A 17,521-nucleotide genomic window follows, 5' to 3' on the forward strand; every position below is an offset into this window, starting at 1 on the left:
AAACCAGACCCTATCAAAATTATGCTGCTATTTGGAAGAGTTTTTTGACAGGGTCTTTTATAAAAAGTTAGTAAATTAATAATACTTACATGGAAAAAATAATTGTGTTCGGAGCTACAGGAGGCACAGGTAAATTGGTGGTTGAACAGGCATTGCAGGCTGGCCATCAGGTTACTGTTGTCGTAAGAGACCCCGACAAGTTAGCAATCCGGCACCAACAACTAAAAATTATTAAAGGCGATGTGTTTCAGCAGAACAGTTTTGGAGATGCAATCAAAGGGCAGGATGCGGTTGTTTCCTGTTTGGGTGTTCGAAAAATAGGACCCACGACCGTTTACTCCGAAGGTATCAGGAATATTATGGAGGCAATGCAGGAAGCGAATATCAAGCGGCTTATTTGCCTTTCGGCCGGAGCGGTAATTGTACCGCCCAAAAGTTCTTTATTAATAAAATTTGTTACCAAAAATATTCTTCAAAAAATATTCAGATCCCCTTATGCCGACATGCTCATCATGGAAAAAATATTGCTTGAATCCAATCTGAGTTGGACAGTTATTCGCGCTCCCTGGCTCAGAGACACTAAACACACTGGTAAATACAGAACTGCTATCAACGAACATTTACGGAATCTTTCAAAAATTTCCCGTGCAGACCTTGCAGATTATATCGTAAATCATTTAACCGATGAAAAAACATTCAAAGCCAAATTGGAAATCTCCTATTGAATTTTCTGAGGACAATCGGTATCTGGAATACCAGATAATAACCTCCGGATTAAATCTTTGTCGGAGCCGCTCCAAATTGTTTTTTAAAAACAAATGAAAAATGTGACAGATCTTCAAAACCCAGGTCCAGGTAAATATCTGACGCTGTTTGGCCTTTTTCCTTGATAAGGTAATACGCTTCCTTTAGCCTTCGTTCCTGCAGCCAGCGGCTCGGTGTTAAGTGGAACAATTTTTCGAAATCCCGCTTGAAGGTAGCCAGACTCCTGCCGGTCAGGTAAGCAAACCGATTGAGGTTGACATTAAAATGAAAATTTTTGTTCATAAAAGCTTCAAGGTCTATTTTCCCAGGCTCACTAAAATCGAACAGTATGTCTTTCATCTCCGGATTTATCTTTAATAGCAACAGTATCGCCTCTTTCAATTTCAAAGTAACCAGCCCGGCATCATCTTTCCCATTAAGCTCCACGTAGGGTGGCAAAGAATCAAAATAGTTTTTATACAAGGGAGCAGGTTTGAGATCGATTACCGCGTTACCCCTGATATGCTTTTCAGCTTTATATCCGGCCTCCATACTGAAGTTCCGCAAAAAGGGCTGATCAAAATGAACCGAAAATGACTTGAACTCCCCACCTTCCGGAGGCAGTTTGTTAAACTTGATCAGATGATTCCGCCTGCCGATTCTGAAGCCTCCGGGATTAAAAATATATTCCTTGTTACCGTCATACATGATCATCGTCCCTGATACCTGGTAACTAAATACAAAATCAGGTATAAACTGCTCTCCTCCTTTGCTGCGGGTAACGTAGCAGGAATAAGCTATGGGAAATGGCCTTTTATTGATTTGTGGCATTATTTATAGCTGTTAATCTCAGCGTTCTTAAATCTACCGCGTCATCCGCATCGGTCGAAGTACTTACCGGCAACCATTTTTCCATTTCCTCGCTTCTTACAACATTGTTTTGTTTTATCCTTTCGATGGCTTCGCTTCCAAGTACCAGGTGCACCGGTGGTTCCGGGTTATCCACCAAGCCGATCATCACTTTTGCAGCTTTTTCCGGGTCACCCATGGGTATAAAGTTATTGCTTTTAAACAGCTCTATCCGTATGCCAACTGTCTTTTCATATCCTTCTACTTCGGGCGCACAGATCATGGATGTAAAAGCCCCGGTTCGGAGACCACCCGGCTCAATACAGGTTACCCATATTCCCAGCGGCTTAACCTCACTAGCAAGCGCCTCACTAAAACCGCTCAAACCAAATTTTGCTGCCTGGTATATGGTCAGGCCAGGGTTACCCACCCTGCCGCCGATCGAGCTGATCTGTAATATCCTGCCCGAACGCTGTTTGCGCATATAAGGTAATACCATACGGGTTATTTCTATCGGTGCATACAAATTGGTTTCCAATTGGCTGCTCACTTGTTCATTGGAATAAGCTTCGGCGGCACCAAGGATGCCAAACCCTGCGTTATTGACCAGCACATCTATCCGGCCGAATTTTTTGATCGTATTTTCAACTGCGGCAATGATCTGCGCCTTGTCCCTGACATCCAGCATTAGAGGAAATATACGCTCAGGGTACTTCTCTGCGAGATCATTTAATTGTTCCGGATTTCGGGCGGTCGCAGCTACCAGCCCCCCACTGGCTAATATTGCGCGTGTCAGACTCCGTCCCAATCCGCTGGAGCAGCCCGTTATAAACCAAACTTTTGCCATAATTTAAATTTTTAACAAAGTTCGGTTCAATGGGGCCAGGCTGCTTTGTTAAAACGTTCAAATCACTTTGTTATCAGGTTCAGGCACCTCATGCATATACCCTCAATATCTTTCCGGTAATTGCACCCTCCACACTAAGTAAATAGGCATTGACCACCTTACTCATCGGTACCAGGTCATATCCAGGGAAAAAGGCGCCATACCGTTCATAGCTGTCTTCCACCAACCCGGGACTAACGGCGTTGATGCGTCTGTCCTGTCTTAACTCCTGTGCGGCCCCAAGGACCCAACTATTGATAGCCCCGTTGATCATGGCTACACAAGTTCCGTTCCGTGCAGGCATCTCCGAGGCTATCCCCGACGTCAATGTAAAAGAACCGCCCTCCCTCAGGTATTCTTTCCCGATCAGCACCAGATTGACCTGTCCCATCAACTTTCCCTCCAGACCCGGCCTCATATGCTCCGCCGTCATCGTTTCAAATGGCCCGTAAAAACCTGTCCCGGCTGTACAGATACAGGCGTCTAATTTCCCAACCTGCCTGAACATATTGGCAATCGATCCTTCCGAGGCAATATCCACATGAATATCCCCACTGGCCCTTCCGCCAATGATCAGCTCGTGCCGGGCTTTCAAGGCTTCGGCAACTCTTTTCCCGATGGTGCCATTACCACCGATCAATAAGATCTTCATAATATTTTTTTGACAAAGATCGCCCCTACACGGCTCTCCCCGTTAGCCCGGATAGCTCATAAAATAGCAATTTTAGCTCTTTGTTCCCTGGGTGTACACATATATTCCTTTTTGAAAAGCCGGATAAAATACGAGGTGCTCTCAAATCCACAATCCAGGGCAATCCCGGTAACCGGCATGTCTGTATTCCGGAGCAACATACAGGCATGCTCCAGCCGCTTACGGCTGATCCATGTCCTTGGAGAAGAATTATAAATCCGTTGAAAATCCCGTTTGAATTTAGCCAGGCTGCAATTCGACAGATTGGCCAGCTCAGCCACCGACACAGGCTGTAATAAGTAACTATTGACGACAAAATCAATATCCGTAGGCTCGGCGCTCACGGCAGAGCGAATAAATCTTTTCACTGCCTCCCCATGGCTACCCGATATCAACAATAGAAGGATTTCTTTTTGTTTCAAAGGCAACAAAACTTCAAAATTTGATGGCGGTTTCTCCATATATTTCCTGAATCCATCCTTGAATCCATGGATCAATTCCGTTGCCGGAAATACAAGGTAGTCCCCAACCTGCTTCTTCCTGTCACCCGAATCCACTATCTCCAAAGTCCTCAAAAGTTTTACGGGCAGAAAGAGCATCATCGCCTCAAAGTCAAGCCCATCCCCGATATATTCCGCCATTACATAAATACCCTTCCGCAACAATATCACTTCACCAGGAGATATCCGAATTGTCCCCTTCGAAAAATGCAATAGCTTTATTCCCTTCATGACAAATATCAAGGTATGCTCAGTCATAAGAACGGTCCTTTTACCCGCCTTTGACTCAATCTTGAGCTTCGCATAGGTTTCCGATTTGCCCGTCAGAAAAGAGGGATCGGTGGCTTCTGCCGGTGCCGGGGGAAAACGATAGAGTATATTCATATAAATAAAACGCTAATATCGGAAAAAATATCTGGTCTATTTTCTTCCAAGGGAAATACAACAAGCTGAATTTCAATAAATTAATCTATCAATATAATTATTCCTGACCAGGCGTTTAAAATTTAAGAACTTAGGCTTCAAAAAGTCACCGCTTAGGTATACCTGACGGGTCAACTGTAAAAAAGCCAGGAAGATGATAAATAGTGAATATCCCAAAATATATTTTTACAGGCGATTGGTTCAGGCCAAACTCTTCATCGATACTCATTATGCCGATAAGATCAACCTTGACGATATTGCCGACGAAGCTTACTTTTCAAAATTTCATTTTATCCGGCAGTTCAAGGATATTTACCGCAAGACTCCACATCAATATTTAATTTTTGTAAGAATGGAGAAAGCAATGGAGTTGCTAAAAACTGGCGTTTCTGTCTCTGATGTTTGTTATGCGGTAGGATTTGAAAGTTTAGGCTCCTTCAGCAGGTTATTCAAACGAATCGCCGGAATGCCACCCACAGCATATGCTGCCCGGCACCTGCAAATAAAATCTCAAATGGCCCTCTCTCCTTTAGCCTTTATTCCGGGCTGCTTTGCTCAAAAAAATGGCTGGCTCTGAAAAAACAGCAATTTTGGAGAAATGAAATTCTCCTTCCTTAGCTTTCTTTACCAAAACAATGTAAAACGAAAGACACATGATAACAAAAATGACACATGTAAGCCTGTTTGTTCTCAACCAGGACAGTGCTTTGGATTTCTACACCAATAAGCTTGGATTTAAGGTAAAAATGGACGTACCCATGGGAAATGATGAACGCTGGATAACTGTTTGCCCACCTGACCAACCAGGTTTTGAAATAATATTAGCTCCTGTAACCAAAGGGATGTTCTCCAGGGAAACGGCTGATGTCTTGAAAGATCTGGTACAAAAAGGAACTTTTGGCGTTGGACTTTTTACCTGTGTGGACATTTTTGCCACCTATGAAGAATTAAAGGCAAAGGGTGTCGAGTTCACCAAAGCTCCTAAAAAAGAATTCTACGGCACGGAAGCCATTTTTAAGGACGATTCAGGCAATTGGTTTTCTCTCGCACAACTTGTTTAACGAATAGGATACCACCCCGATTCCCCCGACACAATTTTATTACTATTTCCAAAATTTTAAGGGAAATATGAAAACCATATTTGACAAAACGACCAGAGACGAATTGATCGCCAGGATTAATTCGCTTAATGAAAACAGTATGGCCCAATGGGGCAAAATGAATATTTATCAGATGGTAAAACATTGCAGGCTTTGGGAAGAGATGATCTTAGGCAGGAAAAAGTACAAACGGTTATTCATGGGGCGCTTGCTTGGTAGAATAGCGTTGAAAGGTTCCACAAAAGACGAAAAACCCATGATGAAGAATGCAATAACCGTTCCTGAGCTCAGGATCAGAGAAAATGACGATTTTTTTGGAGAGCGGACAAAATGGGTTGCCCTTATTGAGGAACATGCCCATTTCTCAAGTCCGGACCTGGTGCATCCTTTCTTTGGAAAAATGACCAAGGAACAGATAGGCTATCATGCTTACAAACATACCGACCATCATCTCCGGCAGTTTAATAGTTAACCTTTTTTTTGTTCAGCAATTATTTATCTTTGCCGAACATAAAAAAAGATGCACATGACATATGAGGAGCTCTTAAAGAACCATACAGGCCAAATGGTTGAAAAGCTGTTAACAGAGGTGATTAATAAGGATGCGGTCGAGGTCCGTTTTGAGTTCGAAGACAATGAACAATGGTCCCTTGTCAGTATGCACATCTATGAAGAGGACAAAGAAATATCATTACGGTTACATGCCAATGACCGCTACGAATTGTGTTTAGGTTATTACGATGACGAAGATGAATTTTTCGAGATCACACAGGATTTAACAGCTGAAGAAAAAAAGATCATCCCGAAAGGACTCCAAAAAGTTATGGAAAAAGTTCTGGCAGATGAGCAAGGCATGCGTTTACCCGGCAATTTTCTTTCAAAATAGGTGCTTATAATTTTATCAATTTTGCTCCCTGAAAATCTGCCAAAACCGGGTTTTCGGGTGGTAATTCCGTGATCAGGTAATCGATCGCGTTTAGATCACAAATCTTTAATCTTTGTACACTTTTTAGTTTTTCGGCAATACTGACGACAGCTACTTTTTTTGCTGACCTGATCATCGCTTTTATGACCTGAACCACTTCCCAATCTGAATCGGTCAACCCTTCCTGAACGGACAAGGCATTGGCACCGATCATACAAAGATCCACCTTAATCCCGGATAATTCATTGATGACACTGGCGCCGGTATGTAAATTGGAATTTTTACCCAGTTTTCCACCGATGCTCATTACTTCCAATTGTTCATGTTCGGAAAGAGCAATGGCAACCTTTGGGCTTAACGTAAAAAAGGTGGCCTGCAGGTTTTCCGGAATTTTTTTGGCAATCTCCATGATGGTAGTCCCTCCCTCGATCAGGATGGACATATTCTTCTTAAACAATCCATTAGCCTTTTCCGCTATGGTCTGTTTCGCGGCCAGGGCATAAACCTGGTTTTGCCCTTCAAAAGGATAATGGAAGCTTTTGCTCATCGCACCACCGTGTACCTTTAAAATGACTCCTTCCTCCGCGAGTTCTTTCAAATCCCTTCTGATGGTATCCTCCGAAACAGAAAGCTGGGCGCTCAGATCTGCGGAAAGGACTTTATTATGCAGGTTGATTTCCCGCATAATATTTTTGAGGCGTTCTTTTCTAAGCATATAAATCAATTAAAATTGGGGTCTAAAACTATCTTCTTTGCACGAAATCACCTATTTTCACAATTCAAAAACGAATAAAAACGCAAAAACCTATTATAACTCCGCTTAAATTATGCTTAAAGTTACAGAACAACCCTCCCATTACCGGCATTTGGAGACCCTTTCTATCGAAGAAATTACTGCGGCCATCAATAAAGAGGATACGACTGTCCCCCTAATCATTGCCAATGAATTACCCCGGATTAATACACTTATTCAGGCCGTCGTGGAAAAGCTAAAGGGTGGCGGGCGACTATTCTATGTTGGTGCCGGTAGCGGAGGGCGTTTATCTGTTCTGGATGTCATTGAATTACCTACTACTTATGGCATTGAAAAGGGAATAGTAAATGCGATACTTGCCGGAGGCATTGATCGTTTGGCAGAAGCCAGGGAGGAGATGGAAGACAACAGGATGGAAGGATGGGAACGGCTCCAGGCCGAAAAAATATCCGGGCTGGACCTCGTGATCGGGATATCTGCCAGCGGGACTACCCCGTTTGTATTAGGTGCGCTGGAACAATGCAGACAACAAGGAATTACCACCGCATGTATAGTCAGTAACCCGGACTCCCCCATTGCGAAACAGGCGGATTACCCTGTTGAAGTGATAACCGGCCCGGAATTTATAACAGGAAGTACCCGGATGAAATGTGCTACCGCTCAAAAAATGATTTTTGATATGATCAGTACGACCTCCATGATCCAACTCGGGAGGGTCGAAGACAATCAAATGGTGAATGTATTATTGATTAACGATAAAATTACTGACCGGGCTGTAAAAATGCTGATGTCTAAAACGGGAATACCGGAATACGAAAATGCCAGGACTCTTCTGTTGGAACATGGAAGTGTCCGCAAGGCAATCGACCATTTACAAAAGGTCCAAAGATAAACAACCAAATAAGCCAAACTAACCATGAAACGATCCGGCCAGCCTATTTTTATTATTGGGGTGTTATTCTTTGTATTCGGATTCGTAACCTGGCTGGGCTCAGTGTTAATCCCATATCTGAAGATTGCCTGTCAGCTCAATAACCTGGAATCCTACCTTGTCGCCTTTTCGTTCTATATATCGTATATGGTCATGGCGATTCCTTCTGCCTGGATTCTAAAAAAGACCGGTTATAAAAAAGGGATGTCCCTTGGTTTAGGTATTATGGCTGTAGGGGCCTTACTTTTTATCCCTGCCGCATTCCTGCGTTTTTACCCTTTATTTTTATCCGGTCTATTCATACAGGGAACCGGGCTGGCCATACTTCAAACCGCTTCCAATCCATATATCACCATACTCGGTCCGATAGAGAGCGCAGCCAAACGGATCAGTATCATGGGTATTTGTAATGGGGTGGCGGGGGCGCTGGCGCCGGTTATCCTGGGAGCGGTTACATTAAAAGATGCAGATATTATTAAGGAAAGGATCTTACTATTACCTGCCCTGCAAAAAATTGAAGAACTGGATCGTCTTACCCACAGGATCCTGTTGCCCTACAGTATTATTGGGCTGGTGCTGGCCATCCTGGCCGTATTAGTCTACTTCTCCAATTTCCCGGAATTAGATACCGATGCGGAAGATCAGGACGTGGCTATTGCCAATACCCACAAAACAAGTATCCTTCATTTCCCTCATCTGTTGCTAGGCGTTCTTACTCTTTTTCTGTACGTTGGCGTTGAAGTTATCGCCGGCGATACCATTATAAATTATGGCGCAGCCCAGGGGATTCCGTTGTCCACCGCCAAATTCTTTACCAGCGGTACATTAACCTGCATGCTTTTAGGATATGTGATCGGGATCATTTGCATCCCGAAATATATCTCTCAGGTCCGGGTATTAAAAATTTCTTCCATCATGGGGCTAATACTTGCATTTTTAGCTTTATCCACCAAGGGAGTAATTTCTGTTGCTTTTATTGCCCTTCTGGGTCTTGCCAATTCGCTGGTATGGCCCTCTATCTGGCCTTTGGCGATAGCAGGCCTCGGAAGGTTTACCAAAATAGGTTCTTCCCTGTTGATCATGGCTGTCGGCGGCGGAGCCTTGCTGCCCCTGTTGTACGGACGGCTGGCAGATGTATTCGATTTGCAGCGGGCCTACTGGATAGTTGTTCCCTGTTATGCCTGTATCTTATACTATGCCGTTTCCGGTCATAAAAAGCAAATGAAATAGCCCGGCCATAAACCAGGGGATTAACTGTCCTTCCCCGGAAATTATTTCCTGACAGAAAAAGGAGTAACCCCAAATTTTTTTTTGAAGGCATTATTAAAATGCTGGGGTGTGGAGAATCCCAGATCGAAGGATATTTCAGCAGCTGTTTTATTCGTGTCCAAAAGGTATCTGTGAGCCAGGTATAAACGCTGTTCGGCAAGATACCCAAAGACAGTTGTTCCGAAAGTTTCCTTAAAGCCCCGTTTTAATTTATACTCATTGAGCCCGACCATTCTGGAAATCTCTGAGAAGTTAGGGGGGAAATGCACCCGTTCGTTGATCAGATCCCTTACGGCAATGATTTTTTCCTTATCACTTTTGGTTTTAATGAAGAAGTCTTTTCTGGCAGAAGCCGATTGATAAGATTCCGAGGCCAGTACCAGCAATTCTATGCTTTTTGAAAGCAGGAATATTTTTTTCAGATCTCCGGAGTAACCGCAATGGATGATCTGCTCAATTACACGCTGTATGGATGGATCGATGGTTCCCCAGTTCTCCGATAACAGAACTGGTTGCCCGCTGAGAATATGGCTGGCAAATCGTTGTAAGGCTTCACTGGCATTTTCGGTAAACTCAATAAAAAGATTTTTGGGGAATTGAATACCGAAGGTATCAATCTCCGGGGTTTTGTTCTCGACTACCATATCGAACTGCGGTGAAAACATGATATTATGGTGTCCACCAATCAGATCAAATGATCTTCCCAATTGTTTATACGTAAACCGGTAATCACCCCTGAGACCAAAATGCATACGAACGACATCATTTGGGCTGCTTGCCGGAATACTTACCAGGGAAGAAAATTTTGAAACGGAATGCCCCAGCCTGATCTCATCGCATTGCCAGATCCTTCGGGTACTGGTTCCATTTTCGTTGGAGATTTCTTGTTTTTCTTCCATAATACCAGGCTGGTTTCCGGGTTGATTTCCGGGTTGATTTCCGGTAATAAATATATATCTTTTCCTCAAAACAGGATAACTTTGAAGAATTCATGCAGACTTTAGCTGTTTGGCAGATTTAGAATAAACGAAAAGACAGGTATGAATCATATTCCGGCATTAATAAAAGATCTGGCTTTAATTCTTAGCGCAGCTGGCTTTACGACCCTTTTATTTAAGAAATTAAAACAACCCGTGGTACTCGGCTATATTATTGCCGGTATCCTGATTAGCCCCAATTTTAAGTTCTTTCCCAATATTACCGAAACCTCCAGTATTAATATATGGGCGGAAATAGGAGTCATTTTCCTGTTGTTCAGCCTGGGCCTGGAATTTAGTTTTAAAAAGCTGGTGCAGGTGGGCAGCTCGGCAAGTATAACGGCGCTGGTCGAGGTCGTACTCATGTTAACCTTTGGATATTTCACCGGACAGCTCCTGGGCTGGTCTTTTATAGACAGCATTTTCCTGGGCGGGATCCTATCGGTATCCTCTACCACCATTATCATTCGAGCCATAGAAGAACTGGGAATCAAACACAAAAGTTTTGTGAGCCTGGTTTTCGGGGCCCTGATCGTAGAGGATATCGTGGCGATCGCCCTGATGGTATTGCTGACTACGCTGGCGGTGAGCAAACAGTTTTCCGGAGTGGATATGCTTTTTTCCATAGGGAAACTCGGTTTTTTCTTAGTATTGATTTTCCTGGTGGGCATATATCTATTACCCACATTCCTCAAAAAAACAAAAAAGTTCATGAACGATGAAACGTTGCTCATCGTTTCCCTGGCTTTATGTTTATTAATGGTATTGCTCGCTTCAGGAGTTGGCTTCTCCCCTGCTCTGGGCGCATTTATCATGGGTTCGCTTTTGGCAGAAACCCAGATTGCCGAGAAAGTGGAGCACCTGGTTTCCTCCGTCAAAAATCTTTTCGGAGCTATTTTTTTTGTATCGGTAGGTATGCTGATCGATCCGCATATGCTGGTACAATATGGCGGCCCCATCCTGCTGATTTCCGTGGTTACTATCGTAGGAAAAATAATCAGTACAATGACAGGAGCGCTGCTTTCCGGTCAACCGCTGAACAATTCCGTTCAGGCTGGGTTTAGTCTGGCGCAGATTGGAGAGTTCTCCTTTATCATTGCCACGCTTGGACTAACCTTAAAAGTAACAAGTGGCTTTTTATACCCGATCGCAGTAGCCGTTTCGGCACTTACCACCTTTACCACTCCCTATCTGATCAAATCAGCCGAGCCTTTTGCTAACTGGCTGCAAAAAAAGCTTCCCGCCATATGGATGAAAGCCTTGAACAGGTATAGTAATGCCACCAGGAATATCAGTGTGGAAAGTGAATGGAAAACGATCCTGAAAAAGTATATAGGTATCATCGCTATCAACACCATCATGATAGCCGCTTTCATTATTCTGGCCTATCAGTTTTTGCTGCCTTTTATGTTAACCGTTTTTGACAAAGAATTACTGGCCAGATCCATTACAGCTGTCATTACCCTGACGGCCATTTCCCCGTTCCTTTGGGCTCTGGCGATCCGGAAATTGCGCAAAGGATCCTTTGTCGCTCTCGAAGTACTTCGAATCCTGGTGGCCATCCTACTTTTAGGAGCCGTACAACAATGGTTGTTTTCCTTCTGGGCCGCGGTGATCGGCACACTGGTAGTTACGCCTTTATTGCTTTATATTTTTCGAATCAAGCTGGAAAACTCCTATACACGTATTAGGGAGCGATTCCTCTATAATTTAAACGAAAAGGAGAGATTGAAGAGGGTAAAGGATAATCTTTCACCCTGGGATGCCCATATCGTCTATTATGAGGTCAGCCCGAATGCCGATTACCTGGGCATACCACTGGAGCAATTGGCCTGGAGGGAAAAATATGGAGTTAATATCACTTCCCTTGAAAGAGGGGAAATTAAAACCTATGCCCCAGACCGGTATGCAAGGCTGTTTCCCTTTGATAAAATAGGAATTTTGGGGACAGATGTACAATTACAGACTTTTAAACCCGTCATCGAAACGACAGGGAAAGATATGGTTGACCAACCTGACCTGAATGTGATACTGCAAAAACTGGTGATCAGTGAACATGGCCCGTTGAAGGATCTCACGATACGGTCTTCTGGTATACGGGAAAAGACAAACGGTCTTGTGGTAGGGATAGAAAGAGGCAGACAGCGGATACTGAATCCTTCATCTGATACCCCATTCAAACGGAACGATGTCGTCTGGATTGTGGCGGACGCCAGGAAAATGGAACAGTTCACCAAATCTGTACAAAGTCCCTTATTAAAAACGGTAGCGGATTCCCAGGGTGATGGGAAGGGCAACTAAATGATAACTTTGTAAAGCCCCTGAATTTGAAAAATACTGACCGTTAAAAGACAGGCCCATCCCAAATTTACAATTGAAAAAATAGGCTACCCCCAATTTAAACCCGGCGGTTACGCCCCCCTTAACCGAGGGTTTGGTCGCCAGGGTGTTTCCATTGTTATCGATCTTCCCTTTAGTGGGGATGGAATATCCTGCCGATAGGGAGATATTCGATTGCCAGCCAAGGGGGCCGCCGATTGTGGCTTTCCCAAATAACTGAACCGGGGTGATCGGTTTCCCCAGGTAAACCGTGTTATAGACCCCTGCAACAGAACCCGGATAAGGTACGTCATCCTGGTAAGCGAGGGTAATATAAGAAGCGGATATACCTGCCTGGAACCAATGACTGAAGATCCTTGAAATGGCCAATTCACCGGCAATCTGTCCGCCATTCGTACGGGAATGAACCGTTGTATTATCGAAACGCGGTATGGTATTAAAAGAAATGCCTCCATCCAGGGAAAGCTCCCATTTTTTATGACAGGGAGAATTGCTTTTTCCGTATTTCTCTTTTAAATAGGAAGTATCGGAAAGAATATAATTTATCGGATTACGGCTAACGGGTGTACTATCCGCCTGCAAAGCAGTATAAATGTGCAAAATCGTATCCTTGCAGATCATGCTTTTATTGAAGAGTGGGCCAGCCGTTATTTTCAAACCCCGTCCGGCAGTATCCTTAAATGAAGTAACCGTATCGATAGACCGGAGCAGATTTACGAGGGTGTCGAACTCTTTGCCTTCGGGGTTATTACCGTTCCTGTTTTTTGACCGGACCACTTTTGCCTGGTAGAAGTTGATCCGTATATGAAGGGGTTTGTCAATAACCTCGTTCTTTATTTCCAGCGGACTCACATGCGTTTCCACCGTAATTTCCTTACAACAATCTGCTGTTGGTTTGCTGGGATAAAACGCGTTTCCACAAGTATGCAGGACATATAAATAACAACCTCCCGGACCGGTTATTTTCCAGGCACTTACGCCGTCCGGTTCTTCTCCGGCAGGGTTGAGCCTGATATAGATATAACTATTGAGCGGCTTTTCTTTATTATAAAATCCAAGATTACCGGCTGTTCCCGGATTGATGTACAGGTTTTCAACATGTGAAAGGGATAGCCCTTTATAGCCGTCCTTAAACCCCAGCTCATGCAGCAATTCATTGAATTCGGCAAATTCCTTTGGATACTTTTTCCTGCTTTCCGGATCTTTAGCCGCTTTAAGGAAAAGGGCCCTGGTAATCACTCCTTTTTCTTTTTGAAGAAAAGGAAATTGAGGATGGTTACCGAGTTTCTCCGTAAAAGTCCAGGGATGAATATTCGGATCGAACCGGAATACTTTGGATTTTTTGCTGCAGGGATCCTGGCAAAAGGATTGCACGCAAATAAAGAAGGACAAAAAGAGTAAGGGGTATTTCATCCGTTGATTTCTATTCGTTAACCATAGAAACGCCCGGAAAATCATTTTCTTATAAGGAGGAGACCTTTTATTAACCGTCTTTTTAGGGACGGACAGGCTGATGCTGTATCAGCTTATTTATAATTTGCTGAACGGCAGCCGGAGGAATTTTCTCCTTAATATAAAAATGCCCTTTACCATCTTTGTTCCAGGTATTACTGCCATCTGCCGCACAAATGAACCGGCCTTCCTCTACCGTATAAAATTCCTCCCAGCCTTTGACGGCAATGAGTACGGCCGTTTCATCCCAGCTCATCCTTCCGGCGGAGTCTTCTTTGGCCTGTGGTATGGCTATCGCAAATGCATCCTTAACCGGGCTGTTCTTAATGGAGCCATTCCGGATCAGGGGTAGCCCTGTGTGTATCTTAACCCCGATCTCCCAACCTGAAAAAAGAATAGGAGTAGGCCAGGTAGTGAAGACCACCATGGAAGAGCGGGCATCCTTCTCGACATTGAATTCTTTTCCCCCAGGAAACCTTCCGGCCATGCATACCATCCGTTTCACTTTCATTTTTACCAACTCAGTCCCGCTAAGCGATGAGAAACTGTCAGGCGCTGATCTCAGCAGATTGGCCATATTCGTTAAAAATCCAACGGTTATGATCGTCACACTATGGTCCTGTTGCAGGGACAATTGCCGGCGATAAACCGAAACGGCATCGGGTACGTCTTCATTTGAATGGAGATTATGCGGATAATGGGCAATAACCGTGTCTGTCCAATGCTGCCAGTCCCCGATAGATACTGTTTTCCCTTTTACCACGCCAACCGGTAAAAAAGGTCTTGAAAAATAAGTATTAAATACACTTAATGCCGCCGCTGCATTTTTATGATCACAGCTGGCGCCGGTTGCCAGAATATCTATATATCCGCTATCGGCAAAAGCATGAAGTAAGGTGATAGCTCCCACATCATCATAATCAGGACCAAAATCTGTATCGAAAATGACAGGAGTCTTAACGATTGATGTTTGCTGTGCGGAAACAAGGTTTCCTATATTAAGCAAAAGGATAAATGAAATTAATCTGTACAGCATTTTTTTAAATTTTTTTTTTATTGTTCAGCACAATATTTTTCAGCATTTAATTGTCCTGTTGCGGGGATTTCCGCAAATTAACAGTAAAAAGTAACCCTTTTTTATCAATAACCACAAGGCTTTGCGGAATTTTTCCCGAATCAACCTCTAACGAAAATAATAAATATGTCTATGCGTTAAACTATGCGATTTCTATGTCGTCCTAAATAAAACCATTCTTGAAACCCATAAAAAAAGCTAAAATAACATTTATGAACACAAAGGTCCTTTATCGTTTTGCCACCCTTACCGCATTGGTAGGGCTCATTTTTGCCTGTAATAAGAATAACGGCAAAGACAATGGAGATAGTGCCAGTCTGACCACAGCCGCTCTTCAAACCCAGTCTGATGACCAGTCCCGGGTGTCCGGTGAGAATGATGCCGTTTCTAACGACGTCGAAACGTCCCTTAACAGCCCCGGGGTAGGATCTACCATAGGGACGGGCTATTCTTCCGGAATCCAGACATCAGGTGCGGTTAGCGTGGCTTCGCTAATCTGTGATGCCAGTGTCACGGTAGATACAACTGTTAATCCCAAAGTGATCACGATCACTTATAATGGAACGAATTGTGCCGGTAACCGCACCCGTACCGGGGTGGTGACGATTTCCATTCCGGCAGGTGTTCATTGGCGTGATACCGGAGCCGTTGTTACCGTTAACATCCAGAATCTGAAAATTACCCGGGTCAGTGATAATAAGAGTATTACCCTGAACGGAACCCATATTTATACAAATGTTTACGGAGGGCGTCTTATCGACCTCGCTAAAAGAGAAAATATCACTGAGACTATTACCAGTGACAACATGTCCATTACTTTTGACGACGGTACCAAACGTGCCTGGCAGGTAGCCCGCAAACGGGTTTATACCTACAATAATGGCATTGTCATTACCCTTACCGGTACCCATTCAGATGGAACTGCTACCGGAATTGAGCAGTGGGGTATCAATCGTTTTGGCAATAACTTTGAAACGCTTATAACACAGCCTTTGATCAGTCGTCAGGATTGCAGTTTCAGGCTTACTGCCGGCCAGATGGAAATTGTCAGACCAGAGATTACGGCTACCCTTACTTTCGGCCTGGATTCAGCCGGAGCGCCAACAGGCTGTCCGGGAGAAGGAACTTACTATTTCAAGGCAAGCTGGGAAGGAAGCGGAGGCAAATCAGGTTCGGTCATTTTACCTTATTAACCAATCATTTTACCTTATTAATTAGCCATTTATCAGGCAAAAAGGAGGCCCGGGAAATTTCCCGGGCCTCCTTTTTTGTCCGTAGAAATATATATCTTCGCGCAATTCTTTCTTTGATGAAGATTCTCATACAACAGGTTACCATTATTGACCCGAATTCTTCCCACAACGGAACGAAAAGGGATATTTTAATCGAGAACGGCCGGATTATTACTATCCGGGAGGGTATTTCCACTTCCGAAAGTACCGGCGCAGATCTGGTTATTCAGGGATCGGGATATCATGTATCCCCGGGTTGGGTGGATATCTTTTCCCATTTTTGCGACCCCGGTTATGAATACAAGGAAACCCTTGAAACGGGTTCCCGTGCCGCTGCTGCCGGTGGGTATACGGATGTATTCGTGATCCCCAATACCCGGCCTGTTATCGATACCAAGTCCCAGGTTGAGTATATCCGCCAGCAATCCAGATGGCTTCCGGTGAATATCTGGCCAATCGGAGCCATGACCAGGGGACTGGAAGGCAAAGATCTGGCTGAAATGTACGATATGCGTAATAGCGGAGCTATCGCTTTCAGCGATGGCACCCATCCCGTTCAGTCTGCAGGCCTTCTTTTAAAGGGCCTTCAGTATGTAAAAGCCTTCGACGGGGTGATCATACAAGTTCCGGATGACCGGTCCGTAGGATCCAATGGTTTGATGAATGAAGGGATTATTTCCACCCGTCTGGGTTTGCCCGGCAAACCTATGATGGCCGAAGAACTGATCATTGCCCGGGATATTAAGCTGGCCCGTTATACAGGATCCGGGATACATTTTACAGGTGTCACCTCTCCCCGCTCGCTTGACTATATCAGGAGGGCAAAAGATGGGGGTTTAGCCGTAAGTTGTTCGGTTACCCCTTACCATTTATCTTTTACGGATGCGGCACTCGTAAATTATGATACCAATCTTAAGGTTTTCCCGCCCTTAAGGGATCAGCATTCAGTCGACAGCCTGAAAAAGGCAGTATTGGACGGAACGATAGATTGTATTGCCTCTCACCATTTTCCGCATGAATATGACAGCAAAATCGTGGAGTTCGAATATGCCCGGCCAGGAATGATCGGTCTGGAAACAACTTACGCCGCTGTCCGGACTGCCCTTCCGGAGTTAAGCCCGGAAAAGATCGTGAACCTTTTGAGCTTGAATGCAAGACGTTTGTTTGCTATGGAGCAGCCTTCGCTTGCTGAGGGCCAGACCTGTTCCCTTACTCTTTTCGATCCTGAAGGGTCCACCCTGGTTCAGGAGAAAACGATACTTTCCAAGTCAAAAAACACAGCATTTACCGGTCAGGAACTGAAAGGGAAAGTTATCGGGGTTATTAATGGAGAGAAAATAATTTTGAATAACAAGGGAACCGATTAAAACCAT

Annotated in this window: 18 protein-coding genes; 10 read left to right on the forward strand and 8 right to left on the reverse strand. The window is 44.1% G+C overall.

Translation table 11 applies throughout. The features are described 5' to 3' along the window. Window positions 1–89: 89 nt before the first annotated feature. The gene (locus tag ACX0G9_RS24115) at window positions 90–725 is read left to right on the forward strand and encodes an NAD(P)-dependent oxidoreductase (protein WP_459067525.1); all 636 of its coding nucleotides are present in this window, start codon (window positions 90–92) and stop codon (window positions 723–725) included. 49 nt (window positions 726–774) lie between these two features. On the opposite strand, the gene ACX0G9_RS24120 is transcribed toward ACX0G9_RS24115, so the two are convergent. From ACX0G9_RS24120 to ACX0G9_RS24135, 4 genes are all read right to left on the reverse strand, one after another. After that, on the reverse strand, window positions 775–1,575 hold the full coding sequence (locus tag ACX0G9_RS24120) for a helix-turn-helix domain-containing protein (RefSeq protein WP_459067526.1): 801 nt from the start codon (window positions 1,573–1,575) through the stop codon (window positions 775–777). Beyond that, window positions 1,559–2,440, reverse strand: a complete 882-nt coding sequence (locus ACX0G9_RS24125) for an SDR family NAD(P)-dependent oxidoreductase (protein WP_459067527.1) — start codon at window positions 2,438–2,440, stop codon at window positions 1,559–1,561. The genes ACX0G9_RS24120 and ACX0G9_RS24125 overlap by 17 nt, the downstream gene beginning before the upstream one ends. A gap of 88 nt (window positions 2,441–2,528) precedes the next feature. Next, complete coding sequence (locus tag ACX0G9_RS24130) at window positions 2,529–3,131, reverse strand: short chain dehydrogenase (RefSeq protein WP_459067528.1); 603 nt, start codon at window positions 3,129–3,131, stop codon at window positions 2,529–2,531. Between the two features lie 56 nt (window positions 3,132–3,187). Next, window positions 3,188–4,054, reverse strand: a complete 867-nt coding sequence (locus ACX0G9_RS24135) for a helix-turn-helix domain-containing protein (RefSeq protein WP_459067529.1) — start codon at window positions 4,052–4,054, stop codon at window positions 3,188–3,190. A 193-nt stretch (window positions 4,055–4,247) separates the two neighbouring features. On the opposite strand from ACX0G9_RS24135, the gene ACX0G9_RS24140 reads away from it, so the two are divergent. From ACX0G9_RS24140 to ACX0G9_RS24155, 4 genes are all read left to right on the forward strand, one after another. Then, window positions 4,248–4,670: a helix-turn-helix domain-containing protein gene (locus tag ACX0G9_RS24140; RefSeq protein WP_459067530.1), complete on the forward strand. Its 423-nt coding sequence runs from the start codon at window positions 4,248–4,250 to the stop codon at window positions 4,668–4,670. Between the two features lie 76 nt (window positions 4,671–4,746). Next, on the forward strand, window positions 4,747–5,154 hold the full coding sequence (locus ACX0G9_RS24145) for a VOC family protein (RefSeq protein ID WP_459067531.1): 408 nt from the start codon (window positions 4,747–4,749) through the stop codon (window positions 5,152–5,154). Window positions 5,155–5,221: 67 nt separating this feature from the next. Continuing rightward, window positions 5,222–5,665, forward strand: a complete 444-nt coding sequence (locus ACX0G9_RS24150) for a DinB family protein (RefSeq protein ID WP_459067532.1) — start codon at window positions 5,222–5,224, stop codon at window positions 5,663–5,665. Window positions 5,666–5,719: 54 nt separating this feature from the next. Beyond that, window positions 5,720–6,079, forward strand: a complete 360-nt coding sequence (locus tag ACX0G9_RS24155; protein WP_459067533.1) for a hypothetical protein — start codon at window positions 5,720–5,722, stop codon at window positions 6,077–6,079. Window positions 6,080–6,083: 4 nt separating this feature from the next. Here ACX0G9_RS24155 and ACX0G9_RS24160 read toward each other — a convergent pair whose 3' ends face one another. After that, window positions 6,084–6,833 (reverse strand): DeoR/GlpR family DNA-binding transcription regulator, encoded by a 750-nt coding sequence (locus ACX0G9_RS24160; protein ID WP_459067534.1) that lies wholly within the window; start codon window positions 6,831–6,833, stop codon window positions 6,084–6,086. Window positions 6,834–6,945: 112 nt separating this feature from the next. Here ACX0G9_RS24160 and ACX0G9_RS24165 point away from each other — a divergent pair, with 112 nt between their 5' ends. Both ACX0G9_RS24165 and ACX0G9_RS24170 read left to right on the forward strand, forming a co-directional pair. Then, entirely contained in the window at window positions 6,946–7,764 is an 819-nt protein-coding gene (locus ACX0G9_RS24165) for an N-acetylmuramic acid 6-phosphate etherase (protein ID WP_459067535.1), read from the forward strand. A gap of 24 nt (window positions 7,765–7,788) precedes the next feature. Beyond that, a complete protein-coding gene (locus tag ACX0G9_RS24170) occupies window positions 7,789–9,033 on the forward strand; it encodes a sugar MFS transporter (protein ID WP_459067536.1) in 1,245 nt (414 codons plus the stop codon). Window positions 9,034–9,074: 41 nt separating this feature from the next. Here ACX0G9_RS24170 and ACX0G9_RS24175 read toward each other — a convergent pair whose 3' ends face one another. Next, window positions 9,075–9,971: a helix-turn-helix domain-containing protein gene (locus ACX0G9_RS24175; RefSeq protein WP_459067537.1), complete on the reverse strand. Its 897-nt coding sequence runs from the start codon at window positions 9,969–9,971 to the stop codon at window positions 9,075–9,077. A gap of 141 nt (window positions 9,972–10,112) precedes the next feature. On the opposite strand from ACX0G9_RS24175, the gene ACX0G9_RS24180 reads away from it, so the two are divergent. Further along, window positions 10,113–12,350: a cation:proton antiporter domain-containing protein gene (locus ACX0G9_RS24180; RefSeq protein WP_459067538.1), complete on the forward strand. Its 2,238-nt coding sequence runs from the start codon at window positions 10,113–10,115 to the stop codon at window positions 12,348–12,350. Here the strand turns inward: ACX0G9_RS24180 and ACX0G9_RS24185 are convergent. Together ACX0G9_RS24185 and ACX0G9_RS24190 are read right to left on the reverse strand one after the other, a co-directional pair. Continuing rightward, a complete protein-coding gene (locus tag ACX0G9_RS24185) occupies window positions 12,306–13,802 on the reverse strand; it encodes a hypothetical protein (protein ID WP_459067539.1) in 1,497 nt (498 codons plus the stop codon). The two genes, ACX0G9_RS24180 and ACX0G9_RS24185, sit on opposite strands and share 45 nt — an antisense overlap. Before the next feature lie 82 nt (window positions 13,803–13,884). After that, window positions 13,885–14,877, reverse strand: coding sequence for a nucleoside hydrolase (locus ACX0G9_RS24190; RefSeq protein ID WP_459067540.1), 993 nt, complete (start codon window positions 14,875–14,877; stop codon window positions 13,885–13,887). A gap of 251 nt (window positions 14,878–15,128) precedes the next feature. Here ACX0G9_RS24190 and ACX0G9_RS24195 point away from each other — a divergent pair, with 251 nt between their 5' ends. Further along, window positions 15,129–16,109: a hypothetical protein gene (locus tag ACX0G9_RS24195; RefSeq protein ID WP_459067541.1), complete on the forward strand. Its 981-nt coding sequence runs from the start codon at window positions 15,129–15,131 to the stop codon at window positions 16,107–16,109. Between the two features lie 116 nt (window positions 16,110–16,225). Next, on the forward strand, window positions 16,226–17,515 hold the full coding sequence (locus tag ACX0G9_RS24200) for a dihydroorotase (protein ID WP_459067542.1): 1,290 nt from the start codon (window positions 16,226–16,228) through the stop codon (window positions 17,513–17,515). Window positions 17,516–17,521: the final 6 nt, after the last annotated feature.

The organism is Flavitalea flava (assembly GCF_054461575.1).